Origin of the sequence: Pusillimonas caeni, from assembly GCF_003545815.1 — a bacterium.
Lineage (GTDB): Bacteria > Pseudomonadota > Gammaproteobacteria > Burkholderiales > Burkholderiaceae_B > Pusillimonas > Pusillimonas caeni.
The window spans coordinates 78,109-102,903 of the sequence record NZ_PDUW01000008.1 but is presented as its reverse complement, the minus strand read 5'-3'; the positions used below and the strand labels follow the sequence as shown (position 1 = coordinate 102,903).

Sequence of the window (24,795 nt, the reverse complement as noted above, 5' to 3'; positions counted from 1 at the left end):
GCCCCCGCCGCAAGAACTGTCTCAGCGGGCCGTGGCCGGCCCGCGAAATCAATGCTTTTATAGCGAGCACACATGCCACAGTTTTTCATCGAACGACCGATTTTCGCCTGGGTGGTGGCGCTGGCCATCACATTGGCGGGTTTATTGGCGATCCCCAATATGCCGGTGTCGCAGTACCCCGAAGTGGCGCCGCCGTCGGTAACCATCAACGCTACCTATCCCGGGGCGTCGGCCAAGGATGTGGCGCAGTCTGTATCCAGCCTCATCGAAAACGAGCTCAATGGCGCCAAGGGCCTGCTGTATTACGAGTCGATCAGCGACTCGTACGGCCGCGCCGAGATCACCGCCACGTTCGCTCCCGGCACCGATCCCGACTTGGCGCAGGTCGATGTACAGAACCGGATCTCGAACATCAGCGCCAGCCTGCCTGCCGCGGTGATGCAGCAGGGCCTGAAAGTCGAGCAAAGCAATCCTAATTTTCTGATGGTGCTGACTTTGTCGTCGACCGACGGCTCAATGGACCAGACCGCACTCGCCGACTACATTACCCGCAACGTGCAGAACGCCATTGCGCGTGTGCCCGGGGTCGGCAAGTTTCAGCTTTTTGCCGCGCCGCGCGCCATGCGCGTGTGGGTGGATCCCGACAAGCTCACCGGCTTCAATCTGAGCATGGCGGAGGTGAATGCAGCGATCGCCAATCAGAATTCCTTGATTTCGGCGGGCATTCTCGGTTCTCCCCCCAACCCGGAGGACCAGCGCGTCTCCGCTCCCATCCTGCTCAACGGCGAATTGTCCTCGGTCGAAGAATTCGAGAACATTGTGCTGCGCTCCAACGTCGATGGCTCATCGGTGCGCGTCAAGGACGTCGCGCGGGTGGAGGTCGGCTCCGACTCTTACCAGTTCGGCGCCAGGCTCAATGGCAAGCCGACAGCGGCTTTCGCCGTGTCGCTTACGCCCAGCGCCAACGCGCTGACGACGGCCGAAGGCATCAAGGCCAGAATGGACGAGCTGTCGCAGTTCTTCCCCGATAACGTCACGTACGCGATTCCTTACGACACCACGCCCTATGTCGAGACTTCGATCGAGCAGGTGCTGCACACGCTGGTCGAGGCCATGGTGCTGGTGTTCATCGTGATGTTCATCTTTTTGCAGAACGTGCGCTACACCCTGATCCCCGCGCTGGTGGTGCCCATCGCCATTCTCGGCGCGCTGGCGGTGATGCTGGCGCTGGGCTTCTCCATCAATGTGCTGACCATGTTCGCCATGGTGCTTGCCATCGGCATTCTCGTGGACGACGCCATCGTGGTGGTCGAGAACGTCGAGCGCATCATGGTCGAGGACGGCCTGTCGCCCAAAGAGGCGACCAAGAAGGCCATGCCCCAGATCAGCGGGGCGGTGGTCGGCATGACGCTGGTGCTGGCCACGGTGTTCTTCCCCCTGGCTTTCATGAGCGGATCGGTGGGCGTCATCTACCGCCAGTTCTCAGTGGCGATGGCAGTGTCCATCCTGTTCTCGGGCTTTCTGGCGCTTACGTTCACACCGGCGCTGTGCTCGACCATCCTCAAGCCCATCCCCAAGGGGCACCACGAAGAAAAACGCGGCTTCTTCGGCTGGTTCAACCGCAAGTTCGACCGCGTGACGCGCCGCTACGAGGGCTGGGTCGGAAAAAGCCTGAAACGCACCGGTCGCGTCATGATCATCTACGTGCTGCTGGCGGTCGTGCTGGGCTTCCTCTACTTCCGCATGCCCACGTCCTTCCTGCCCCAGGAAGACCAGGGCTACGCCATCGTCAATATAGAGCTGCCCTCGGGCTCGACGGCCAATCGCACGCAGGAAACCATACGCAAGGTCGAAGACTATTTCTTCAAGCAGCCCCAGACCCAGAACATCATTTCGGTGCAGGGCTTCAGCTTCAACGGCAGCGGCCTGAACGCCGCCATCGCCTTCGTGCCGCTCAAGGACTTTTCCGAACGCAAGGGCCAGGAGAACTCCGCTCAGGCGGTGGCGGACAAGGCCAACCAGAACCTGCTGTTCGGCCTGCCCGACTCCATGGTCTTTGCCATCGTGCCGCCGGCGATCTCCTCGCTGGGCAACGCGGCCGGCTTCGACCTGCGTCTGCAGGACCGCGGCGGACTGGGCCATGATGCCCTGCAGGCCGCGACGCAGCAGCTCTTGCAGATGGCCATGCAGAACCCCAAGCTGGTCGACACCCGCGTCACCGGCCTCGGGCCCGGTCCCCAGCTCAACGTGAAGATCGATCGCCAGAAAGCGGCCGCCCTGGGAGTCGATTTCGCCGAGGCGTCCGCGCTCATCGCCACGGCCGTCGGGTCCAGCTATGTGGGCAAGTTCCCCAACATGGGATGGATGCAGAACGTCTGGGTGCAGGCGGACCAGCGGCACCGCATGTCGCCGGACGACCTGATGAAGCTCACGTCGCGCAACGCCAATGGCGAGGCCGTGCCGCTGTCCTCCTTCGTGACGGCGGAATGGACGCAGGGCCCCGTCCAGGTCGTGCGCTACAACAGCTATGAATCCATCCGCATAGGCGGCTCGGCGGCGCCCGGCTATTCCACCGGCGAGGCCATGGCCGAAATGGAAGCCATGATCGCCCAACTGCCCAATGGCTTCGGCTACGAATGGACGGGACTCTCGTACCAGGAGAAGCAGGCCGGCGCGCAATCCGTGATTCTGCTTTCCCTGGCCATGCTGGTGGTGTTCATGGTGCTGGCGGCGCTGTACGAAAGCTGGGCGATTCCGCTTTCCGTCATGCTGATGGTGCCGCTGGGCATGCTGGGGGCCGTGGGCCTGATCTCGGCGCTGGGCATGCCCAACGACGTGTATTTCCAGGTGGGCATGGTGACGGTGATCGGGCTGGCCGCCAAGAACGCCATCCTGATCGTCGAATTCGCCAAAGACAGCTACGCCTTGGGAGGCAACATCATCGACGCGACGGTGGAGGCCGCACGCCTGCGTTTCCGTCCCATCCTGATGACGTCCTTCGCCTTCATCATGGGCGTGATTCCGCTGGCCCTGGCCACCGGAGCGGGCGCGGCCAGCCAGAACGCGGTCGGCCTGGGCGTGCTGGGCGGCATGCTTGCCGCCACGCCGCTGGCCATGATCTTCGTGCCCACCTTCTTCGTGGTCGTACTGGGCTTCTTCAAGACCAAGCCCAAGCTGACCAATGCGCATATGGCGCCCCTGACGTCCGTGCATCACAACATTGACGACAACCAATCGGAGCCCGGTTCCAAGAACGGGGATCAAGCATGAGTCGACGCGTTTTCCGTATCACCGCTTTACCGACGCTGACCGCGCTGATATTGGCCGGCTGCTCGCTGGCGCCCAAGTACGAGCGCCCCGAGGCGCCGGTTCCCGCCCAGTACCCTTCGTATGGCGAGGGGGCCGCATCCGGGCAGCACACGACGGCTTCATCGGCCGACCTGGGATGGCGGGAGTTCTTCCGCGATCCGCAACTGCTCGCCCTGATCGAGATCGCGCTGCAGAACAATCGCGACCTGCGCATCGCCGTCGAACGCGTCGAAGAGGCCCGGGCCCAGTACGGCATCCAGCAAAGCGAGCGCTTTCCCACCTTCGGCGTGGGCGGACTGGCCCAGGTCACGCGCAATCCCGAGGCGCTGCGCATGGGCCAGGACGCGCCCAGCGTCAGCCGGGTGTACCAGGCCGGCGTGGGCATCACCGCCTTCGAGCTCGACTTCTTCGGCCGCATCAAGAACCTGACCGAGGCCGCCTATCAGCAATTCCTGGCGACCGAGGAAGCCCGGCGCACGGTGCACATCACCCTGGTCGCCCAGGTGGCCGAGGCCTATTTCAGCCTGCGCGCGGCCGAGCAGCAGTTGGACCTGGCCCGCAAGACGCTGGCTTCGCGCCAGGGCTCCTACGACATCGTCAAGCGGCGATTCGATGCGGGCGTGGCCGGCGCCCTCGACCTGAACCAGGCGCGCGGCCAGCTCGACAGCATACGCGCCGACATCGCCGAACTGACCCGCCTGGAAGCGCAGGCGCAGAACGCTTTGCTGCTCTTGCTGGGGCAGCAGCCGCCGGCGGGCCTGCCCAAGGCGGAAGTGTTCGGCAAGGACCAACTGCTGCCTTCCATACCGGTCGGGCTGCCGTCCGACCTGCTGACGCGCAGGCCCGACATCATCGGCGCCGAACATGCGCTGATTGGCTCCAACGCCAACATCGGCGCCGCGCGGGCCGCTTTCTTTCCCAATATCTCGATCACCGGGCTGCTGGGTTTCGCCAGTCCACAGCTCGGCGGCCTGTTCAGCTCGGACAATCGGTATTGGACTTATTCGCCCCAGTTGACCATTCCCTTGTTCTCGGGGGGCGTCAGCGGCAACCTCGACCTGGCCGAGGCGCGCAAGAACATCGCCGTGGCGCAATATGAAAAAGCGGTGCAGGTGGCGTTCCGCGAAGTGGCCGATACACTGGCCGGCGAGGCGACCTTCGCCAGCCAGCTCGAAGCCTTGCGTTCGCTCGAAGACTCCACCGCCGAATCGCTCAACATCGCCAAACTGCGCTACGAAGAGGGCATCGACAGCTTCCTGCAGGTGCAGACGGCCGAGGTCAACCTGTATTCGGCGCAGCGGCAGTTCCTGCAGACCGGGCTCAATTCGCTGTTGAATCGCGTCGAGCTCTACAAGGCGCTGGGCGGCGGCTGGGTCGAGCACACCGGCGTGGCGGCCGACGCCCAGGCCACCCCCACGGTGGGCGCGGCGGAGCAGGCGCAATGATAGAGCTGGGCGTCAATATCGATCATGTGGCGACGCTGCGCCAGCAGCGCCTTACCACTTATCCGGATCCGGTCCGCGCCGCCGTGCTGGCGGAAGAAGCCGGCGCCGACCTCATCACCCTGCATCTGCGCGAAGACCGGCGCCACATCCAGGACGCCGACGTGGCCGCCATACGCGCCAAGCTGCGCACGCGCATGAACCTGGAGTGCGCCATCACGCCCGAGATGCTCGAACTGGCGTGCAAGGCCAAGCCCCAGGACGTCTGCCTGGTGCCCGAGAAGCGCGATGAGCTGACCACCGAAGGCGGGCTCGATGTCGCGGGCCGTTTCGACAGTGTGCGCGACGCGGTGAACCGGCTGCACGATGCGGGCATACGCGTTTCGCTGTTCATCGATCCGGACGCCCGCCAGATCGAAGCGGCCGGCCGCAGCGGCGCCACCGTCATCGAACTGCACACCGGCGCCTACGCCGAAGCCGCCGGCCCCGACATGCAGGCGGAGCTCGAGCGCGTGCGGCAAGGCGTGGCGCAGGGCATCCAGCTCGGCTTGCGGGTCAACGCCGGCCACGGGCTGCACTACGAGAACGTTACGGCCGTCGCCGCTTTGCCCGGAATCGCCGAACTGAACATCGGTCATGCCATAATTGCTCGTGCCGTCTTCGACGGACTCGAAAAGGCTGTGCGCGACATGAAGGCATTGATGGTCGCCGCGGCCGCTCCCGTCTGACCGTCCGGGCGTGTCGCGGCACCGCCAGCCAGGACGTTTTTATAAGGAATGGTGATGTCTGTTGCGCCCATCGACTATTTGTTCAACCGCCGTTCGGTCAAGTTCGTCCAGGCGCCCGGCCCCAGCGAAGAGCATCTCGCCCAGATCCTGCAGGCGGCCATGTCGGCGCCCGATCACGGCCGCCTGCGCCCCTGGCGCTTCGCGCTGATCCGGGGCGAGGCCGTGCAGCAATTGGGCGAACTGGCCATCGGCGCCATCAAGCGCGCCGGCCTGCCCCTTACGACCCAGAAAGAAACCTCCACGCGCGACTGGCTCAAGAAGGTGCCCTTGCTGGTGGCCCTGGCCTGCCGCATGGACACCAGCAATACCAAGATACCCGAAGACGAGCGCATGCTGGCCACCGGGGCGGCTGTGACCAATATGCTCATCGCCGCCCACATGCTGGGCTACGGCGCATACTGGAGCACGGGGCTGGGTACCTATGTCGAAGAGGTCACCGAGGCCCTGGGCTTCGACGCGCTCGAATATCGTTTCATGGGCTATCTGGCGATTGGCACGCCTATTGCTTTATCCGAGCCGCCCCAGCGGCCGGATTACCGGGACTTCATCACCGAGTGGACCGGCAGCTAGGGCCTGTTGGCAGGCCCTGGCCTATTGACAGACCCCGGGCCGTCCGGGCCCGGTATTTGCCGAGGAGCCCTCATGAACATTCTGGAAACCGACGTCGCCATCATCGGCGCGGGCACGGCAGGCATGACTGCCTATCGCGCCGTCAAGTCCGCCGGCCGCAAGGCCATCCTCATCGAAAGCGGCCCTTATGGCACCATGTGCGCGCGGGTGGGATGCATGCCCTCCAAGCTGCTTATCGCGGCGGCCGATGCGGCCCATGCCGTGCAGCATGCGGCGCCGTTCGGCGTGCGCATGGATGGGCAGACGCGTGTAGACGGGCGCCAGGTGATGGACCGGATCAAGCGCGAAAGAGACCGCTTCGTCGGTTTCGTGCTGGAGTCCATCAACGCCATGCCGGCCGAGGAAAAACTACGGGGACGGGCGTGCTTCCTGTCGGACAAGCTGCTTCAGGTGGGCGACAACGTCCAGGTCAAGGCGGCCAGCACGGTGGTCGCGACGGGATCGGCGCCCTTTGTACCGGACATGTACAAACCGCTGGGCGACCGCCTGGTGGTGAACGACGATGTGTTTTCCTGGGACGACCTGCCGCGCCGGGTGCTGGTGGTGGGCACGGGGCCGCTGGGGCTGGAGCTGGGGCAGGCGCTGGCCCGGCTGGGTGTCGAGGTCGGCGTACTGGGACGCGGCGACGGCCTGGGCGGCATTTCCGACCCGGTGGTCAAGGCCAGCGCGCTGGGGGCCTTCCAGGCTGAATTCGATTTGCGGCTCAATACCGAGGTGCTCGAGGCGGTCCGAAAGGGCGACGAAGTCGAAGTGCGCTTCGCCTCGAAAGAAGGCGAGGAAACGACGGCGCGCTACGACTATGTGCTGATGGCGGCCGGCAGGCCGCCGGTGCTCGAGGGGCTGCAGTTGCAGAATACGTCGGCAAAGCTGGACGACAAGGGCATGCCGCGCATGGATGTCTCGACGCTGCAGGTGGAAGGGACGCCCATCTTCATGGCGGGCGACGTCAACGGCGTGAGGCCGCTGCAGCACGAGGCGGCCGACGACGGGCGTGTCGCGGGCGCCAACGCGGCCCGGTTTCCCGACGTGCAGGCCCGCAAGGGCCGGGCGCCGCTATCCATTGTGTTTACAGACCCGCAAATTGCGCACGCGGGGGCTTTTTTCCGCACGCTGCCGAAGAACGCGGTGGTGGGCAAGGTAGACTTCGAAAACCAGGGGCGCTCGCGGATCATGCTGCGCAATCGAGGCAAACTGCGTGTGTATGCGGAGCAGGGCAGCGGCCGCTTCCTGGGCGCCGAAATGGTGGGGCCGGCGGCCGAGCACATCGGGCATCTGCTGGCCTGGGCGGTGCAGGCCGAATTGACGGTCGGGCAGATGCTGGAGATGCCGTTTTATCATCCGGTCATCGAAGAGGGGCTGCGGACGGCTTTGAGGGACGCGTCCAAGCAGCTTTGATCAGCCCAGCAGCTCCCGCACGCTGGCGGTAAGCGCTTCGATCGATTCGGAATCCGAGGCCAGGAAGCGCGCGCGGCCTTTCTGATCGAAGATATAGATGCCGCGCCCATGCGTCACTTCGTAGTTCTCGGAGTCGCTGCTTGTCGGCTTCTCGATCTGATAGGCCACCCGGTAGCGGCGGGCGACGTCGGCGATCTGCTTTTCGTTGCCGGTGAGCCCGATGGCGTGGTCGTTGAAGGCGCTGACGTAGGATTGCAGCACGTCGGGCGTATCGCGGTGCGGGTCGACGCTGATGAATACGATCTGCACCTGGTCGGCCTGCTTGCCCAGATTGTTCACCACCTGCGAAAGCTGGGCCATGGTGGTGGGGCAGATGTCGGGGCAGCTGGCATAGCCGAAGAACAGCAATACCACTTTGTCTTCGAAGGCCTGCTGGGTCACGGTCTTGCCCTGGGCGCCTTCGAGAGAGAAGCGCAGGTCGGGCAGGAAGCCGCGTATGCGGCGGACCGATGTGGCTGGACCGGCATCGGTTTGGGAGGCTTCCGGCGTGCCGGCCGTGGCGCCGCTCTTTCCGATGTCGTCCGACACATCGGCCGCGCCGCCTCCCGCTGCGGAGGAGGAGCTGGCCAGAATCGCCGTGGCCGCCTCCAGCGGCGTGGAAGGGGACGCCACGGCGGAAGTGGAAGCCAAGGTGGCGGCGAAGGCGCAGAGTGCGAGCGCCGCGGGAAAGGAAGAACCGGACATGCTGTGAAAACCTGTTTGTGGGCCCCTGTTATGCGAGCCGCTTTGCATCCTTCGATTATAGGCTTGTGCGCCAGATGAAATCGTTCGACCCGATTTCATCCGGTTGGTTCTGCGCACCTCGGGCTCGAAGGCGCAGCTGAAGCCGATTCAGTCCCGGCCGGCCGTCATGCCGCTGTGGCGCAGCAGCGCGTCCAGCGAGGGATCGCGGCCGCGGAAGGCGCGGAAGGATTCGGCCGCCGGCCGCGCTCCCCCCACGGCCAGGATCTCGTCGCGGAAGCGCCTGCCGGTTTCGGCGTCCAGCGTGTCGCGCTCAGGGTGGGCCGCGGCGGCTTCCTCGAAGGCCGCGTAGGCGTCAGACGACAGGACTTCGGCCCATTTGTAGCTGTAGTAGCCCGCGCCGTAGCCGCCCGCGAAAAGATGCGAGAAATTGTGCGGAAAGCGGTGCCATTCCGGAGGAAAGACCACGGCCACCTCGCGCCGGATATCGTCAAGGGTGTGCAGCACCTGGGCGATGGACAGGCCGGCGGCCTGGTTGTGGATGGCCATGTCGAACAGCGAGAACTCGATCTGGCGCACCATCTGCATGCCGCTCTGGAAGTTGCGCGCGGCCAGCAGCTTGTCGTAAAGAGCGCGCGGCAAGGGCTCGCCGGTGTCCACGTGGGCCGACAGCGCCTGCACCACCGGCCATTCCCAGCAGAAATTCTCCATGAACTGCGAAGGCAGCTCGATGGCGTCCCACTCGACACTGGCAAAGGCGGAAGCGCCGGGATCGTCCACCCTGGACAGCAGGGCGTGCAGCGCGTGGCCGCTTTCGTGGAAGAGGGTGATGACGTCGTCGTGCGTCAGCAGCGCCGGCTTGCCGTCCTGGGGCGGCGTGAAGTTGCAGGTCAGGTAGACCACGGGCCGTTGCAGGTGGTCGCCGACGCGGCGGCGATTGCGCTCGCTGTCGACCCACGCGCCGCCTTGCTTGCCCTGGCGGGCGTACAGGTCCACCAGCAGATGGCCGACGACGCCTTCGTCGCGCGACAGCACTTCGAAAGCCTTGACGTCGGGATGCCAGGCCTGGACCTGGCAGCGCCGCATGGTGACGTCGAACAGTTTCTCGGCGACCTGGAACAGGCCGTCGAGTACGCGCGGCTCGGTGAAATACTGCTTGACCTCGTCCTCGGAGTAGTCGTAGCGCGATTCGCGCAGCCGCTCGGCGTAGAAGGGCAGATCCCAGGGCTGCAGCGCCGTCATGCCGTATTCATTCTGCGCAAATTCGCGCAGTTCGGCCAGGTCGCGCTGCGCATGGGGCTTGGCCTTGGCGGCCAGGTCGCGCAGAAAGCCCAGCACTTCGTCGGCCGTGCGCGCCATGCGGGTCTGCAGGCGCAGGGCGGCAAAGTCGCCATAGCCCAGCAATTGCGCTTCGCGGGCCCGCAAGGCAAGCAGTTGTTCGATGAGCGGGGAGTTGTCCAGCGCGGCCTCGCCATGCTCGGAGGCCAGCGTGCCATAGGCGCGATACAGGGTCTCGCGTAGCTCGCGGTCGCGCGCGTATTGCATGACCGGCAGGTAGCAGGGCATCTTGAGATTCAGCACCCAGCCGTCCAGCCCGGCGTCACGCGCACGGGCGGCGGCGGCCGCGCGCACGTCGTCGGGCAGGCCTTCGAGGCGATTGCCGTCTTCGATGTGCAGCGTCCATTTGTCCAGGGCGTCCAGCACGTTCTCGGAAAAACGTTGCGACGCCTGGGCCTGCTGCTCGGAGAGGCGCGCGTATTCCTCGCGTGCCTCGCCCTCGAGCTCGACGCCGCTGAGGCGGAAGTCGCGCAGGGCCAGCTCGACGATGCGCTGCCGTGTCGCGGGCCAGCTCGCGAAAGCGGGATTTTCGCGCAGCCGCTTGTACTGGGCATAAAGACCTTTGTGCAGGCCGATCCAGGTGGAGAACTCGGTCACCTTGGGCAGGCACTGGTTATAGGCTTCGCGCAGAGCCGGCGTATCGACCACGGCATTCAGATGGCCGGCCACCGACCAGGCGCGCCAGAGCGGTTCGGCATCGTCGTCCAGCGCGTCGACGATGGCTTCCCAGGTGGCGGGCAGGGCGGGATCGGCCGCGCGGTCGACCGCCGCGCGGGCCTTGTCGATGAGGGCGGTGATGGCCGGCTCGATGTCGCTCGGCTGGATGGCCGCGTAATCGATCAGCTCGTCGATGGGCACTAAAAGCGGATTCTGCGTCATGGCGTATCAGGAAACAGACGGGACGGCCTGGGCGGCGCGCTCGGCGGCCTCGACGGTATTGACCAGCAGCATGGCGATGGTCATGGGGCCCACGCCGCCCGGAACGGGGGTGATGGCGCCGGCGACCTTGCTGGCCGAGGCGAATTCGACGTCGCCCGTCAGCTTGCCGTCGGCCTTGCGATTGATGCCGACGTCGATGACCACGGCGCCCGGCTTGATCATGTCGCCGGTGATCATGTCGGGCCTGCCGGTGGCCACCACCAGGACGTCGGCGCGGCGCGTCTGGGCGCCCAGGTCGCGGGTCTTGGAGTTGCACAGGGTGACGGTGGCGCCCTTGGCCAGCATCAGCATGGCCATGGGCTTGCCGACGATGTTGCTGGCGCCGACCACCACGGCTTCGGCGCCCCAGAGATCGACGCCTTCGGATTCGAGCATCTTCATGATGCCGTAGGGAGTGCAGGGCTGGAACAGCGGGCGGCCGGTCATGAGCAGGCCGGCATTGCTGATGTGAAAGCCGTCCACGTCCTTGTCGGCGGCGATCGCCTCGATGACCTGGGCCGAATCCAGGTGGCTGGGCAAGGGCAGCTGCACCAGGATGCCGTGTACGGCGGGGTCGTCATTGAGCTGCTGCACTACGTCGAGCAGCCGCTCTTGCGTGATGCCGGCATCCAGGCGGACGACTTGGGAATGCAGGCCGGCCTTTTCGCAGGCCGCGGCCTTGTTGCGCACGTATACCTGCGAGGCGGGGTCGTCTCCGACCAGCACGACGGCCAGGCCGGGCACGATGCCGCGTCCGCGCAAGGCCTCGACGCGTCGCGCGACGTCGGCCTTGATGGTGTCGGACAGCGCCTTGCCGTCGATGATGCGTGCGGTCATGCCTGTCCTTCTGTTTGGGTGAGGGCGATCTTCATGAGGTCGGCCACGGTGGTGACTTCGAGTTTTTCCATGATGTTGGCGCGATGGGCTTCGACGGTCTTGATGCTGATGTTGAGATCGCCCGCGATCTGCTTGTTGAGCCGGCCGGCCACGATGCGCTCGAGCACCTGCTGCTCGCGCGAAGTGAGTCGGCTGAGCACGGCCTGCTGATTCTTTTTGGCCTGGGCCTGCGAGGCGCGTTCGTTGGCCTGCTGCAGCATGCGCGCGACTATGGCGCGCAGGTCGGTCTCGTTGAAAGGCTTCTCGAGGAAGTCGACGGCGCCTTTCTTGATGGTGGAGACCGCCATGGGGACGTCGCCGTGTCCGGTGATGAAGACGATGGGCAAGGGCGCCTTGCGCGCGATGAGTTCTTCCTGGAGTTCGAGGCCGCTCATGCCGGGCATGCGCACGTCCACGATCAGCACGCCGATCTGGTCGGCGTCGTAGGCGTCGAGAAAGTCCTCCGCACCGCTGAAGCTCTTGACGCGATAGCCGTTGGCTTCGAGCAGCCAGCGCAAGGAATCGCGCACCGCTTCATCGTCATCAACGATAAAAACAGTGTTCGGTTCTTCGGGTGTAGTCATGCGTGCAACTCCTGAGAATTCTCTGGTTGATCGGGGGCTTCCGGCGCTGCGAAGGGCAGGGTGAACCGAAAAATCGTACCACCTTCTGGATTGGCGGAAGCCCAGAGGCGCCCGTGGTGGGACTCGATGATGGTGCGGCAGATGTTCAGGCCCATGCCCAGTCCTTCGGACTTGGTGCTGTAAAAGGGCTCGAACAGGCGTTCGGGGTCGCGCAGGCCGTGGCCGCGATCGATGACCGCGATTTCTATCAGCGGCAGCTGTTCGGTGACCTTGACGTGCAGGGTGCGGTAGTCGCTTTGCTCCATGGCTTCGACGCCGTTCTTGAGCAGGTTGAGCAGCACCTGTTCGATAAGGATGGGGTCGGCCAGCACGGTCGGGTCGTCGGGCGGCGTCTCGCGGTCTATCTCGACCTGGCGCTTGCGCGCGTCGATGTCGGCGAAGGCGATGGCATTGTCGAGAATGCGCGAGATGGGCACTTTCTGGCGGCGGGGCTCGCTGCGTTTGACGAACTCGCGGATGCGGCTGATGATTTTTCCCGCGCGCTCGGCCTGGCTGGCGGCTTTTTCGAGCGCTTCGAGCAATTGTTCGGGTTTGGGGTTGCCCGCCTTCAGCATGGCCACCGCGCCCATGCTGTAGTTGCTGATGGCGGTAAGCGGCTGGTTCAGCTCGTGGGCCAGCGACGAGGCCATTTCGCCCATGGTCGTAAGGCGGCTGGTGAGCTGGATTTTTTCCTGCTGCACGCGCGAGGCTTCTTCATGCGTGCGGCGCTCGGTGATGTCGCGCGCCACTTGCAGCCGCACGCGCCGGCCGTCGGTCCAGGCCAGCATGCGGTGATGCACCTCGAACCAGCGCTGGGCCGAGGTGGAGAAGGCTTCGACCGTCTCGTCGGTAAAGCGGCCCAGGCGGCCGCCCAGCAGCTCGGCGTGGCCGTTGGACTGGGCGCCGAAGAAGCGCCGGTAGGTGCGGTTGGCGAACAGCAGCTCGAGGCCGTCGGGCGTATCGGCCACCACCGAGATGGCGTCGTCCAGGCCTTCCAGCACCGTCATGAAACGTTCGTGCGCGGCGGTGAGCGCTTCGCGGATGCGCTTGGGCTCGGTGATGTCGGTCATGGAGGTCATCCAGCCGATCTGCTCGCCATTGGGGTCGCGCAGGGGCGACACATACATGCGGGCCGTGAAGCGCGAACCGTCGCGCCGCTGGGCCTCGACCTCGAGGCCGCTGCTGGGCGTGCGGCCCGACAGCAGCAGGTCCAGGGTTTCCTGGTGCTGGGCGTGGCGGCCCGGAATCCAGTACGGGAAGGGCGTGGTGCGTCCGATGAGGTCGGCCTCGTTCCAGCCTATCATGCGGCAGAAGGCCGGGTTGACGTAGGCGATGCGCCCCTGCATGTCGAAGACCCGCATGCCGGTGGACATGGAGTTTTCCATGGCGCGCCGGAAACCGGTTTCGGCGATGAGCGCGGCCTCGGCCCGCGAGCGGAAGCGGGTGTAGCGCCACAAGGCCAGAAGGCTGAGGATGATGAGGCAGGACAGCGCCACCACCACCATGATGAGGCGCTGCTGGCGCGTCTCCTGGTCGATGGTGACGAACATGACGCTGTCGCTTTGTAGGCGCTGCAGCCATATGAACGCCCCCATGACGCACAGATACAGCACCAGCACGAGCACGGGCGTCAGCCAGTACAGGCCGCGGCGAGTGCCTTTTGCCTGGTCGTAGAAGGTGGTCGGGATGAGGGACTTTCGAGAAGGGCTGGCCATCGTGTGTCTATTTTAAACAATTAAATGCAAGCGCCGGCGGCAAGCTGATATCTTTAAGGAAAACGTCAATTTTTCACATTATAAAATCTTATGCCATAAAGTGAAATTTTACTTGCCCTTCATGAGGCTCTTTCCTAGAATGAGGTGATGCCGGCACTCAGCCAAGTTGGCCGCCGCCTACCGGCGAAGCGGGCACAGACGTGATACAACGGATCGATCCCGTTGGTCTACCTATAAAATCCTTAACTGGAGACATTCAATGTCCTCTCTTGATCAAGCCGGTGCGTTGGCCACGATCGCCAACGACGATCCCGAAGTCCAGGAGTGGCTCGAAGCACTCGAGGCCGTACTCGAACAAGAAGGCCCGGAGCGGGCGCATTTTCTGCTTGAGCGTCTGGTCGACCTGGCGCGCCGCTCGGGCGCCCGCATTCCCTTTTCGGCCAATACCGCCTACGTCAACACGATTCCGCCCGGCCTCGAAGCGCCGCATCCCGGCAACCTGGCGCTCGAAGAGCGCATCCGCTCGTACATCCGCTGGAACGCCATGGCCATGGTGGTCAAGGCCAATAAGCACCAGCCCGCCGACGGCGGCGACCTGGGCGGCCACATCGCCTCGTTCGCTTCGCTGGCCACCATGATAGGTTGCGGCCAGAACCACTTCTGGCATGCCGAAACCGAAGACCACGGCGGCGACCTGGTGTATTTCCAGGGCCATACCTCGCCCGGCATGTACGGCCGCGCCTTCCTCGAGGGCCGCCTTACCGAAGAGCAGCTCGACAACTTCCGCCAGGAAGTCGGCGGCAAGGGCCTGTCTTCGTATCCGCATCCCAAGCTGATGCCCGAATTCTGGCAGTTTCCCACGGTCTCGATGGGCCTGGGCCCCATCATGGCCATCTATCAGGCGCGTTTCCTCAAGTACCTGCACGCGCGCGGCATCGCCGACACCAGCAAGCGCAAGGTCTGGGTGTTCTGCGGCGACGGCGAGATGGACGAGCCCGAATCCCTGGGCGCCATCAGCCTGGCTTCGCGCGAAAAGCTCGACAACCTCATCTTCGTCATCAACTGCAACCTGCAGCGCCTCGACGGCCCGGTGCGCGGCAACGGCAAAATCATCCAAGAGCTCGAGGGCGACTTCCGCGGCAGCGGCTGGAACGTCATCAAGCTGATCTGGGGCGGCTACTGGGACCCTCTCCTGGCCCGCGACAAAGAAGGCATTCTCCGCCGCATCATGGAAGAATCGGTCGACGGCGAGTACCAGGCCTACAAGGCCCACGACGGCGCCTTCGTGCGCGAGCATTTCTTCGGCAAGCATCCCAAGCTGCTCGAGATGGTCAGCCGCATGAGCGACGAGGCCATCTGGCGCCTGAATCGCGGCGGCCACGATCCGCACAAGGTGTATGCGGCCTTCCACGAAGCCGTGAATCACAAGGGCCAGCCCACCGTCATTCTGGCCAAGACCATCAAGGGCTACGGCATGGGCCACGTCGGCCAGGCCAAGAACCCCACCCACCAGCAGAAAAAACTCGACATGGACTCGGTGCGCGAATTCCGCGACCGCTTCAATATCCCCATTTCCGACGACAAGCTCGAGCAGCTGCCTTACTTCAAGCCGGCCGACGATTCGCTCGAAATGAAGTACCTGCACGAGCGCCGCAAGGCGCTGGGCGGCTATCTTCCCGCGCGGCGCGCCATGGCCGACGAAAAGTTCAAGGCGCCGGAACTCGACGCCTTCAAGGCGGTGCTCGAGCCCACGGCCGAGGGACGCGAAATCTCCACCACCCAGGCCTTCGTGCGCATCCTCAATCAGGTTCTGCGCGATAAAGACCTGGGTCCGCGCGTGGTGCCCATCCTGGCCGACGAGTCCCGCACTTTCGGCATGGAGGGCCTGTTCCGCCAGATCGGCATCTATGCCCCCGAAGGCCAGAAGTACGTGCCGGTCGATAAAGACCAGGTCATGTACTACAAGGAAACCACCAACGGCCAGCTGCTGCAGGAAGGCATCAACGAGGCCGGCGCATTCAGCTCGTGGATCGCCGCGGCTACGTCGTATTCCACCAACAACCGCATCATGATTCCGTTCTACATCTATTACTCGATGTTCGGATTCCAGCGGGTGGGCGATCTGGCCTGGGCGGCGGGCGACATGCAGGCGCGCGGCTTCCTGCTGGGCGGCACGGCGGGGCGCACGACCCTCAACGGCGAAGGCCTGCAGCACGAGGACGGCCACAGCCACATCATGTCGGCGCTGATACCCAACTGCGTTTCCTACGATCCCACTTATGCGCACGAACTGGCCGTGATCATCCAGAACGGCCTCGAGCGCATGATCCAGAACCAGGAGAACGTCTTCTACTACATCACGGTGATGAACGAGAACTACGCTCATCCCGGCCTGAGCAAGGGCGACGAAGAAGGCATCATCCGCGGCATGTACAAGCTGCGTTCGGCCGGCAAGGCCAAGAACAAGCTGCATGTACAGCTGATGGGGTCGGGCACCATCCTGCGCGAGGTGCTGGCCGCCCAGGATCTGCTCGAGAAGGACTGGGGCGTGTCGTCCGACCTCTGGAGCGTCACCAGCTTCACCGAGCTGCGCCGCGACGGGCTCGACTGCGAACGGCATCGCCTGCTCAATCCCGGCGAAGCCAATCCGCCTCTGCCCTATGTCACGCAAAAACTGCAGGACACGGCGGGGCCCATCATCGTCTCCACCGATTACGTCAAGCTCTTCGGCGACCAGATTCGGCCCTTCGTGCCCGCCGGGCGCCGCCTGTCGGTGCTGGGCACCGACGGCTTCGGCCGCTCCGACTTCCGCTACAGGCTGCGCGAGCACTTCGAGGTCGACCGCCATTTCGTCGTGCTGGCCGCGCTGCGCGCCCTGGCCGACGAGGGCGCGGTGCCGGCGGCCAAGGTCGCCGAAGCGATCAAGAAATACGACATCGATCCCAATAAAGCCAACCCGCATCACGCCTGACCGGAGACAGACGCAATGAGTCACACAGAGATCAAGATACCGGACATCGGCGATTTCTCCGAGGTCGACGTCATCGAGGTGCTGGTTGCCGAAGGCGACGTCATCAAGGCCGAGCAGAGCCTGATCACGGTCGAGTCCGACAAGGCCTCGATGGAAATCCCTTCGCCCGCGGCCGGCACCGTCAAGGCCGTGAAGGTCAGCGTGGGCGACAAGGTGCGCGAGGGGACGGTGGTCCTCGAGCTCGAGGAGTCGGGCGCGGCCAAGGCCGAAGCGCCCGCACAGGAAAAACCCGCCGCCGCGGCGCCCGCCCAAGAGGCAAAGAGCGAAGCGGCCGAGCCCAAGGCGGCGCCTGCCGCTTCGGCCGCGGGTGGCGGCAAGCCGGTCCAGGTGCTGGTGCCCGACATCGGCGACTTCAAAGACGTCGAAGTCATCGAGGTGCTGGTGGCCGAGGGCGATACCGTCCAGGCCGAGCAAAGCCTGATCACGGTCGAGTCCGACAAGGCCTCGATGGAAATTCCTTCTTCGCATGCGGGCGTGGTCAAGCGCGTCGCGGTCAAGGTGGGCGACAAGGTGGCCCAGGGCTCTGAAATTCTGGCGCTCGAGCCGGCCGCCGGCGAGGCGGCCGAAAGTCCCGCGCCAGCGGCCGCTTCCGCTCCGGACAAGCCCCAGGCGCAAGCGCAACAAAGCGAAGACGCCGCGTCGGAAGACGAGGGCGCCATGGCCTCCAAGCCCGTGGAGCGCACCTCGCCCACCGAGGCCTACGCCGGCGACCTGCCGGCCAACAAGCTGCCCTACGCCTCGCCGTCCGTGCGCAAGTTCGCGCGCGAGCTGGGCGTGGATCTGACTCGCGTCCCCGGCAGCGGCGACAAAGGCCGCATCACCTTCGACGACGTGCGCGGCTTCGTCAAGAAAGCCATGGCATCGGGGGCGCCGCAGGGCGCGCCGGCGCCGGCGGGCGGCGGGCTGTCGGTCATCGACTGGCCCAAGGTCGACTTCACCAAGTTCGGGCCGGTCGAGGCCAAGCCGCTGTCGCGCATCAAGAAGATCTCGGGCGCCAACCTGCATCGCAACTGGGTGATGATTCCCCATGTCACCAACAACGACCAGGCCGACATCACCGAGCTCGAGGCGCTGCGCGTCGCGCTCAACAAAGAGAACCAGAAGTCGGGCATCAAGGTCACGATGCTGGCCTTCCTGATCAAGGCGGTGGTCGCGGCGCTGAAGAAGTTCCCCGAATTCAACGCCTCGCTCGACGGCGACAACCTCGTCTACAAGCAGTACTACCACATCGGCTTCGCGGCCGATACGCCCAATGGCCTGGTGGTGCCGGTCATACGCGACGCCGATAAGAAAGGCGTGATCGAGCTGGCCACCGAAACCTCCGAACTGGCGGCTCTGGCGCGCGAAGGCAAGCTGTCGCCCGCGCAGATGCAGGGCGGCTGCTTCTCCATCTCGTCCTTGGGCGGCATAGGCGGAACCTCGTTCACGCCCATCATTAATGCGCCCGAGGTGGCCATTCTGGGGGTCTCGCGGTCCAGCCACATGCCGGTCTGGGACGGCCAGGCCTTCCAGCCCAGGCTGATGCTGCCCCTGTCGCTGTCGTACGACCATCGCGTCATCGACGGCGCCGCGGCCGCGCGATTCAATGCCTACCTGGCCGGCCTGCTGGCCGATTTTCGTCGCATTGCACTATAAGGGGCGCGCATGAGCACGACAGAACTCAAAGTGCCCGATATCGGCGATTTCGATAAAGTCGACGTCATCGAGGTGCTGGTCAAGGCGGGCGACACCATCGAGCCCGAGCAAAGCCTGATCACGGTCGAATCCGACAAGGCTTCCATGGAGATTCCGGCCGAGCAGGGCGGCGTCGTCCAGGAAGTCCTGGTCAAGGTGGGCGACAAGGTGGCGCAGGGCGACGCCCTGGTCCGCATCGAGGCCAAGGCCGGTGCCGGCGATGCTGCCGCGCAGGGCCCGAATGCCGGCAAATCCGAAGGCAAGAAGCAGGCCGAGTCCTCTGCGGACAAAACCGCCGGCAAGGAGCCGGCCGCCGCGCCGCGAGCCGGCGGCGACGGCTCGCGGCAGTCGGGCACGGCGCCGGCGCCTCAAGCGGCTGCGTATTCCGGCTCGGCCGACGAACAGTACGACGTGGTGGTGCTGGGCGCGGGTCCGGGCGGCTATTCGGCCGCTTTCCGCGCCGCCGACCTGGGCCTGAAGGTGGCGCTGATAGAGCGCTACGCGACGCTCGGCGGCGTATGCCTGAACGTGGGCTGCATCCCGTCGAAGGCGCTGCTGCACACGGTGGCCGTCGCCGAAGAGGCGCGCGCCATCGTCAGGCACGGCATCTCTTTTTCCGCGCCCACCATCGACCTGGATGCGATGCGCTTCTACAAGGACGGCGTCATCGAAAAATTGACGGGCGGCCTGGCCGCCATGGCCAAGATGCGCAAGGTCAGCGTGCTGACCGGCGAGGGCCGCTTCGTCGATCCGCATCATATTTCGGTGCAGCCTGCCGAAGGCGCAGCGCGCACGGTCAAGTTCGGCTCGGCCATCATTGCCGCGGGCAGCCAGTCGGTCAAGCTGCCTTTTCTGCCTCAGGACAAGCGCATCGTCGATTCGACCGGGGCGCTGCAGCTGCCTTTCATTCCCAAGAAGATGCTGATCGTCGGCGGCGGCATCATCGGGCTCGAAATGGGCACGGTGTATTCGGCGCTGGGCGCGCGGCTCGACGTGGTCGAAATGCTGGACGGCCTCATGCAGGGCGCCGACCGCGACCTGGTCAAGGTCTGGCAGAAGAAAAACGAGAAGCGCTTCGACCGCATCATGGTCGGCACCAAGACCGTCTCGGCCGAAGCCAAGGACGACGGCATCTGGGTCACCTTCGAGGGCGCCAACGCGCCGTCCGAGCCGCAGCGCTACGACCTCGTCCTGCAGGCGGTGGGACGCAGCCCCAACGGCAAGAACATCGATGCCGACAAGGCGGGCGTACAGGTGGGCGAGCGGGGCTTCATCGACGTCGACAGGCAGATGCGCACCAATGTGCCCCACATCTACGCCATCGGCGACATCGTCGGGCAGCCCATGCTGGCCCACAAGGCGGTGCACGAGGCCCATGTCGCGGCCGAGGCCATCGCGGGGCAGAAAAGCTATTTCGATGCGCGGGTGATCCCCTCGGTGGCCTATACCGACCCCGAGGTCGCCTGGGTGGGCCTCACCGAGGACCAGGCCAAGGCCGAAGGCATTGCGGTCGAGAAAGGCGTGTTTCCCTGGGCGGCGTCGGGACGCGCCATTGCCAACGGCCGCGACGAGGGCTTCACCAAGCTGCTGTTCGACGCGCAGACGCATCGCGTGCTGGGCGGGGGCATCGTGGGCACCCATGCCGGCGATCTCATCGGCGAAGTGGCCCTGGCGGTCGAGATGTGCGCCGACGCCGTGGACATCGGCAAGACCATCCATCCGCATCCCACGCTGGGCGAGTCCATAGGCATGGCGGCCGAGGCCTTCGAAGGCGTCTGCACCGACTTGCCGCCGGCGCGCCGCAAGTAGCCGCACGGCCGGTTTTTCGGCTCTCGCCGGCGCCGGTAAAATGGCGCCGGCTTTTTGCGTTTTATTGGGCTCTACCATGGCATCTACACAACCCGGCGGCAACGCCAGTCTCGACCAGTGGCTCGCCCACTTGGAAACCCTGCATCCCAAGGCCATCGACATGGGGCTGGATCGAATCCGCACGGTGGCGCAGCGCCTGGACCTTACGCTGCCTTTCGTCAAGATCGTGGTGGCGGGGACCAACGGCAAGGGCTCCACCTGCGCCATGCTCGAAGCCATCCTGCTTTCGGCCGGTTATCGGGTGGGCCTGTACACTTCGCCGCATCTCGTGCATTTCAACGAGCGCATCCGCGTCAACGGCGAGAATGCGAGCGACGAGCAGATCATCGAGCAGTTCGAGCGCATCGAGGCGGCGCGCGGCGAGATCAGCCTGAGCTATTTCGAGTTTGCGACGCTGGCGGCGCTGCTGCTTTTCGATGCCAGCCGCCTGGATGCGGCCGTGCTGGAGGTGGGCATGGGCGGGCGCCTGGACGCGGTCAATATCGTGGATGCCGATTGTTCCATCGTCACCAGCGTCGACATCGACCATGCCGAGTGGCTGGGCGATACGCGTGAAAAAATCGGCGTCGAGAAGGCGCACGTGTTCCGCGCGGGCCGCCCGGCCATCTGCGCCGATCCTTCGCCGCCGGACTCCATCGCGGACTATGCGGGGAAGATCGGCGCCGACCTGTGGCAGTTCGGCAAGGACTTCAACTATTCGGGCGACCGCCAGCAGTGGGCCTACGGCGGCCGCAGCCAGCGGCGCAACGGGCTGGCCTATCCGGCGCTGCGCGGGGCGAATCAGCTGCTCAACGCCAGCGCGGCCCTGGCCGCCATCGAATCCTTGCGCGACAAGCTGGCCGTGCCGCAGCAGGCGGTGCGGGTGGGCTTGCTGCAGGTGTCGCTGCCGGGACGGATGCAGATCCTGCCGGGCAAGCCGGCCGTCGTCCTGGACGTGGCGCACAACCCCCACGCGGCGGCGGCGTTGGCGCAGAATCTTGCCGGCATGGCCTATTATCCCTACACGCATGCCGTGGTGGGCATGCTGCGCGACAAGGACGCGGCCGCGGTGCTGGCCAAGCTGGTGCCCCGGGTCGACCATTGGTATTGCGCCACGCTCGAAGGGCCGCGAGGCAGCAAGGGCGAAGAGCTGGCCGAGGTCGTGCGCGGCCTGCTGCCCGACAACCCCGACGAGACAATAACCGTGTCAAGTTTTGACAATCCGGTTCAAGCCTTCGCCAAGGCGCGTGAACTGGCTTCCGAGGATGATAGAATTCTCGTGTTTGGCTCGTTCTCGACGGTTGGGCCCATACTTCAGGAACTCGGGCGCACGGTCTAATCATGTCGCCGCGCTTGTCCCGATCGGGCCGCGGCCAGAGGTTTTTCACATGGGATTGTTCTCTCGTAAAGAGGCTGCTTCGGGCTCGAAGCGCCGCTCATCGCCGCCCAGCGAGGCACATGCCGAAGATCTGCGCGGCAGGGCGCGCCAGCGGCTCATCGGCGCGCTGGCGCTGGTCGTCGCCGCGGTCATCGTGGTGCCCATGCTGATCAAGTCCGAACCGGAACAGCCGGCCGAAACGCCGGTCGTGGTGCCGGCCATACCGCCCATTCCCGAACCCTCCATCGCGGCGGGCGAACCCGCCGCGCCGGATCCCGATGCCGCGGACGGCCAGCTCAGCGTCGATACGCCCGCTTTGCCGGTGCCCGAACCCATCGCCGAAACCGAGCCCGAGCAGCCCACCTCGGCGCAGGCGCCGTCCAGCACCAAGCCCGAAGAGCCGCAGCGCCCCGAGGCCAAGCCCGAACCGAAACCAGAGCCCAAACCCAAGCCGGCCGCCAACGAGCGCACCGACGACGGTTCGGTGGCCATCGCGCTGCTCGAGGGGCGCCAGCCGTCCCGCCCGCCGGCGGCCGCCACCAAGGGCAATTTCGTGGTGCAGATCGCCGCCTATACGTCCCAGAAAGACGCCCAGGCGCGGCGCGACAGCCTTGTATCCGCCGGCGTCACCAACGCCTACGTCGAATCGGCCAGCCCCGATGGCAAGACGACCTACCGCCTGCGCGTGGGGCCTTTCCCCACGCGGGAAGCGGCGCAGGCGGCCCAGACCCGGCTTCGATCCCTCGACTACGTCAACAGCTTCATCGCGACTCAGTGACAAGCTTTGACTATATCGTGCTGGCCATCGTGGGAGTGTCTACATTCCTGGGGCTGCTGCGAGGTTTCGTCAAAGAATTGCTCTCCCTGGTCGCGTATGCGGCCGCCTTCGTGGCGGCCATCTGGTGGGGCCCGCGGGTGTCGATGTGGCTCGACGGCTATATTCAGAACGACCTTTTACGCACCGCCGCAGCCTATGCGGCGGTCTTCATCGTGGTGCTGCTGCTGGTGGGCCTGATCAACGTCACGCTGGGCACGCTCATCGACAAGACCGGACTGACGCCCGCGGATCACGGCATGGGCGCCATCTTCGGTTTCCTGCGCGGGCTGCTGATCGTGCTGGTGCTGGTGGCCCTGGCCGGCTACACCGAGCTGCCCCAAGAGCCATGGTGGCGCGACGCGCGCCTGTCGGGCTCGGCCGAGCAGGGCATACAGAAACTCAAGCAGATGCTGCCGCCTTCGCTGGCGTCGTGGCTGCCGTACTGACGCTACCTTCAAGTGCTTTAACCGGACGCTTTAACTAGGAACCTCAAATGTGTGGAATCGTTGGGATTGCCGGCCGCAATCCCGTCAATCAGGTCATCTACGACAGCCTGCTGCTGCTGCAGCATCGCGGCCAGGACGCCGCGGGCATCGCCACGGCGCACGACCAGCTCTTCAGCATGTACAAGGCGCGCGGGCTGGTGCGCGATGTCTTCCGCACTCGCAACATGCGTTCTCTGCCCGGCAACAGCGGCCTGGGCCAGGTGCGCTATCCCACGGCGGGTTCCAGCGACAGCGTGGACGAGGCGCAGCCTTTCTATGTGAACGCGCCTTTCGGCATCACCTTCGTGCACAACGGCAACCTGACGAACTGGCGCGACCTGCGCGAAGAACTGTTCCGGATCGACAGGCGGCACATCAATACGAATTCCGATTCGGAAGTGCTGCTGAATATTTTTGCGCATGAGCTGCAGCGGGCGGCGAGCGGTGTGTCGCTCGACGAGAACGCGGTGTTCGACGCGGTGGCGGCGGTGCACAAGCGCGCCCGGGGCGCCTACGCGGTCATCGCGCAGATATCCAGCTTCGGCATGGTGGCGTTCCGCGATCCGCACGGCGTCCGTCCGCTTTGCCTGGGTTCGCTCGAAACCGAGCAAGGCATGGAATGGATGGTGGCGTCGGAATCGGTCGCCCTGACGGGCTGCGGCTACACGTTCGTGCGCGACGTCGAGCCCGGCGAAGCGGTGCTCATCGACCTTGACGGCCGGATTACCAGCCGCCAGTGCGCCGAGGCGCCCAGCCTGACACCCTGTGTGTTCGAGTATGTGTATTTCGCCCGGCCCGATTCGCTTATGGACGGCGTATCGATTTATTCGGCGCGCCTGAACATGGGCGAGTATCTGGCCAACAATGTGGCCAAGTCGCTGCGGCTGGGCGACATCGACGTGGTCATGCCCATACCGGATTCGTCCCGTCCTTCGGCGATGCAGCTGGCGGCGCATCTGGGGCTGGACTACCGCGAGGGCTTCATCAAGAACCGGTATGTGGGCCGTACTTTCATCATGCCGGGGCAGGCGGTGCGCAAGAAGTCGGTGCGGCAGAAGCTCAGCGCGATCGACATGGAGTTCCGCGGCAAGAATGTGCTGCTGGTGGACGATTCCATCGTGCGCGGGACGACCAGCCGGCAGATCGTGGACATGGCGCGCGAGGCGGGCGCGAACAAGGTGTATTTCGCCTCGGCGGCGCCGCCGGTGCGGTTCCCGAATGTCTACGGCATCGACATGCCGACGCAGGCGGAACTGATCGCGACGGGCCGCAGCACGGAGCAGATTGCGCAGGAGATCGGGGCGGACGGGCTGGTGTATCAGCGTCTGGAAGACCTGGAGCAATCCATACGCGACCTGAACCCGGCGATGGCGCAGTTCGAGTCGTCCTGCTTCAATGGCTGCTATATCACTGGGGATATCGATGCGGATTATCTGCTGCGCTTGAGCCAGAGCAGGGGGAGTGTCGAGACGGCTGCGGAGACCGAGGCTGTGGGTGATGGGGACGATTAAGCCAGGCTTTTACGACGGGCAGGGCGGCTGATTTGATGGCTGCTTCGTTCGCGTGATCTCGATGATGGCTTATTGATCTGTTCTGGGTTTGATGCTCAGTGGAGCGTCGGGTAGAGTTTTTAGGCTGCCTGTTTTGGAATTGCGCGTCCCTTTTTGAGTCTTTGAGCCGGCGCGGGGCGGGCTCCTATTTCGGGCGCCGCTCGCTGCGGTCCGGCTTCGCCGGACTACCCTCCTACCCTATCATTTTCGGGGCGCCCGCAGAACTCGCGGCGGCGG

At 65.1% G+C, this 24,795-nt stretch carries 17 protein-coding genes; 12 read left to right on the top strand and 5 right to left on the bottom strand.

Annotated elements, in window-relative coordinates; translation table 11 throughout:
• Positions 1–72 precede the first annotated feature (72 nt).
• The 5 genes from CSC67_RS16840 (at position 73) to CSC67_RS16820 (ending at position 7,564) form a co-directional block, all read left to right on the top strand.
• Positions 73–3,270: an efflux RND transporter permease subunit gene (locus CSC67_RS16840; RefSeq protein WP_118995614.1), complete on the top strand. Its 3,198-nt coding sequence runs from the start codon at positions 73–75 to the stop codon at positions 3,268–3,270.
• Positions 3,267–4,754 carry an efflux transporter outer membrane subunit gene (locus CSC67_RS16835; RefSeq protein WP_118995613.1) on the top strand — a complete coding sequence of 496 codons (1,488 nt, stop codon included), beginning with the start codon at positions 3,267–3,269 and terminating at the stop codon, positions 4,752–4,754. Before CSC67_RS16840 ends, CSC67_RS16835 begins: the two co-directional genes overlap by 4 nt.
• A complete protein-coding gene (gene pdxJ, locus CSC67_RS16830) occupies positions 4,751–5,479 on the top strand; it encodes a pyridoxine 5'-phosphate synthase (RefSeq protein ID WP_118995612.1) in 729 nt (242 codons plus the stop codon). Before CSC67_RS16835 ends, pdxJ begins: the two co-directional genes overlap by 4 nt.
• A 54-nt stretch (positions 5,480–5,533) precedes the next feature.
• A complete protein-coding gene (locus CSC67_RS16825) occupies positions 5,534–6,109 on the top strand; it encodes a nitroreductase family protein (protein ID WP_118995611.1) in 576 nt (191 codons plus the stop codon).
• A gap of 72 nt (positions 6,110–6,181) precedes the next feature.
• The gene (locus CSC67_RS16820; protein ID WP_118995610.1) at positions 6,182–7,564 is read left to right on the top strand and encodes a dihydrolipoyl dehydrogenase; all 1,383 of its coding nucleotides are present in this window, start codon (positions 6,182–6,184) and stop codon (positions 7,562–7,564) included.
• On the opposite strand, the gene CSC67_RS16815 is transcribed toward CSC67_RS16820, so the two are convergent.
• The 5 genes from CSC67_RS16815 to CSC67_RS16795 form a co-directional block, all read right to left on the bottom strand.
• Positions 7,565–8,308 carry an SCO family protein gene (locus tag CSC67_RS16815; RefSeq protein ID WP_118995609.1) on the bottom strand — a complete coding sequence of 248 codons (744 nt, stop codon included), beginning with the start codon at positions 8,306–8,308 and terminating at the stop codon, positions 7,565–7,567. It abuts the gene before it with no gap.
• A 147-nt stretch (positions 8,309–8,455) separates the two neighbouring features.
• Positions 8,456–10,522, bottom strand: coding sequence for a M3 family metallopeptidase (locus CSC67_RS16810; RefSeq protein ID WP_118995608.1), 2,067 nt, complete (start codon positions 10,520–10,522; stop codon positions 8,456–8,458).
• 6 nt (positions 10,523–10,528) lie between these two features.
• Complete coding sequence (folD, locus tag CSC67_RS16805) at positions 10,529–11,398, bottom strand: bifunctional methylenetetrahydrofolate dehydrogenase/methenyltetrahydrofolate cyclohydrolase FolD (protein ID WP_118995607.1); 870 nt, start codon at positions 11,396–11,398, stop codon at positions 10,529–10,531.
• Positions 11,395–12,021, bottom strand: a complete 627-nt coding sequence (locus CSC67_RS16800; protein WP_118995606.1) for a response regulator transcription factor — start codon at positions 12,019–12,021, stop codon at positions 11,395–11,397. The genes folD and CSC67_RS16800 overlap by 4 nt, the downstream gene beginning before the upstream one ends.
• Positions 12,018–13,775: a PAS domain-containing sensor histidine kinase gene (locus CSC67_RS16795; protein ID WP_118995605.1), complete on the bottom strand. Its 1,758-nt coding sequence runs from the start codon at positions 13,773–13,775 to the stop codon at positions 12,018–12,020. Before CSC67_RS16795 ends, CSC67_RS16800 begins: the two co-directional genes overlap by 4 nt.
• A 259-nt stretch (positions 13,776–14,034) precedes the next feature.
• On the opposite strand from CSC67_RS16795, the gene aceE reads away from it, so the two are divergent.
• From aceE to purF, 7 genes are all read left to right on the top strand, one after another.
• Positions 14,035–16,746, top strand: coding sequence for a pyruvate dehydrogenase (acetyl-transferring), homodimeric type (gene aceE, locus CSC67_RS16790; protein ID WP_118995604.1), 2,712 nt, complete (start codon positions 14,035–14,037; stop codon positions 16,744–16,746).
• Between the two features lie 15 nt (positions 16,747–16,761).
• A complete protein-coding gene (gene aceF / locus CSC67_RS16785; protein ID WP_118995603.1) occupies positions 16,762–18,441 on the top strand; it encodes a dihydrolipoyllysine-residue acetyltransferase in 1,680 nt (559 codons plus the stop codon).
• Positions 18,442–18,450: 9 nt separating this feature from the next.
• Positions 18,451–20,289 carry a dihydrolipoyl dehydrogenase gene (lpdA, locus tag CSC67_RS16780; protein WP_118995602.1) on the top strand — a complete coding sequence of 613 codons (1,839 nt, stop codon included), beginning with the start codon at positions 18,451–18,453 and terminating at the stop codon, positions 20,287–20,289.
• A 76-nt stretch (positions 20,290–20,365) separates the two neighbouring features.
• A complete protein-coding gene (gene folC, locus CSC67_RS16775) occupies positions 20,366–21,667 on the top strand; it encodes a bifunctional tetrahydrofolate synthase/dihydrofolate synthase (protein WP_118995601.1) in 1,302 nt (433 codons plus the stop codon).
• 49 nt (positions 21,668–21,716) lie between these two features.
• Positions 21,717–22,484, top strand: a complete 768-nt coding sequence (locus CSC67_RS16770; protein ID WP_118995600.1) for an SPOR domain-containing protein — start codon at positions 21,717–21,719, stop codon at positions 22,482–22,484.
• Positions 22,481–22,969, top strand: coding sequence for a CvpA family protein (locus CSC67_RS16765; RefSeq protein WP_118995599.1), 489 nt, complete (start codon positions 22,481–22,483; stop codon positions 22,967–22,969). The genes CSC67_RS16770 and CSC67_RS16765 overlap by 4 nt, the downstream gene beginning before the upstream one ends.
• 47 nt (positions 22,970–23,016) lie before the next feature.
• Positions 23,017–24,519 (top strand): amidophosphoribosyltransferase, encoded by a 1,503-nt coding sequence (gene purF / locus CSC67_RS16760; protein WP_118995598.1) that lies wholly within the window; start codon positions 23,017–23,019, stop codon positions 24,517–24,519.
• Positions 24,520–24,795 lie beyond the last annotated feature (276 nt).

Bases quoted from the DNA above. Each gene is read 5' to 3' on its own strand.
- CSC67_RS16840 (WP_118995614.1), top strand. From the start codon at position 73: ATGCCACAGTTTTTCATCGAACGACCGATTTTCGCCTGGGTGGTGGCG.
- CSC67_RS16835 (WP_118995613.1), top strand. From the start codon at position 3,267: ATGAGTCGACGCGTTTTCCGTATCACCGCTTTACCGACGCTGACCGCG.
- pdxJ (WP_118995612.1), top strand. From the start codon at position 4,751: ATGATAGAGCTGGGCGTCAATATCGATCATGTGGCGACGCTGCGCCAG.
- CSC67_RS16825 (WP_118995611.1), top strand. From the start codon at position 5,534: ATGTCTGTTGCGCCCATCGACTATTTGTTCAACCGCCGTTCGGTCAAG.
- CSC67_RS16820 (WP_118995610.1), top strand. From the start codon at position 6,182: ATGAACATTCTGGAAACCGACGTCGCCATCATCGGCGCGGGCACGGCA.
- CSC67_RS16815 (WP_118995609.1), bottom strand. From the start codon at position 8,308: ATGTCCGGTTCTTCCTTTCCCGCGGCGCTCGCACTCTGCGCCTTCGCC.
- CSC67_RS16810 (WP_118995608.1), bottom strand. From the start codon at position 10,522: ATGACGCAGAATCCGCTTTTAGTGCCCATCGACGAGCTGATCGATTAC.
- folD (WP_118995607.1), bottom strand. From the start codon at position 11,398: ATGACCGCACGCATCATCGACGGCAAGGCGCTGTCCGACACCATCAAG.
- CSC67_RS16800 (WP_118995606.1), bottom strand. From the start codon at position 12,021: ATGACTACACCCGAAGAACCGAACACTGTTTTTATCGTTGATGACGAT.
- CSC67_RS16795 (WP_118995605.1), bottom strand. From the start codon at position 13,775: ATGGCCAGCCCTTCTCGAAAGTCCCTCATCCCGACCACCTTCTACGAC.
- aceE (WP_118995604.1), top strand. From the start codon at position 14,035: ATGTCCTCTCTTGATCAAGCCGGTGCGTTGGCCACGATCGCCAACGAC.
- aceF (WP_118995603.1), top strand. From the start codon at position 16,762: ATGAGTCACACAGAGATCAAGATACCGGACATCGGCGATTTCTCCGAG.
- lpdA (WP_118995602.1), top strand. From the start codon at position 18,451: ATGAGCACGACAGAACTCAAAGTGCCCGATATCGGCGATTTCGATAAA.
- folC (WP_118995601.1), top strand. From the start codon at position 20,366: ATGGCATCTACACAACCCGGCGGCAACGCCAGTCTCGACCAGTGGCTC.
- CSC67_RS16770 (WP_118995600.1), top strand. From the start codon at position 21,717: ATGGGATTGTTCTCTCGTAAAGAGGCTGCTTCGGGCTCGAAGCGCCGC.
- purF (WP_118995598.1), top strand. From the start codon at position 23,017: ATGTGTGGAATCGTTGGGATTGCCGGCCGCAATCCCGTCAATCAGGTC.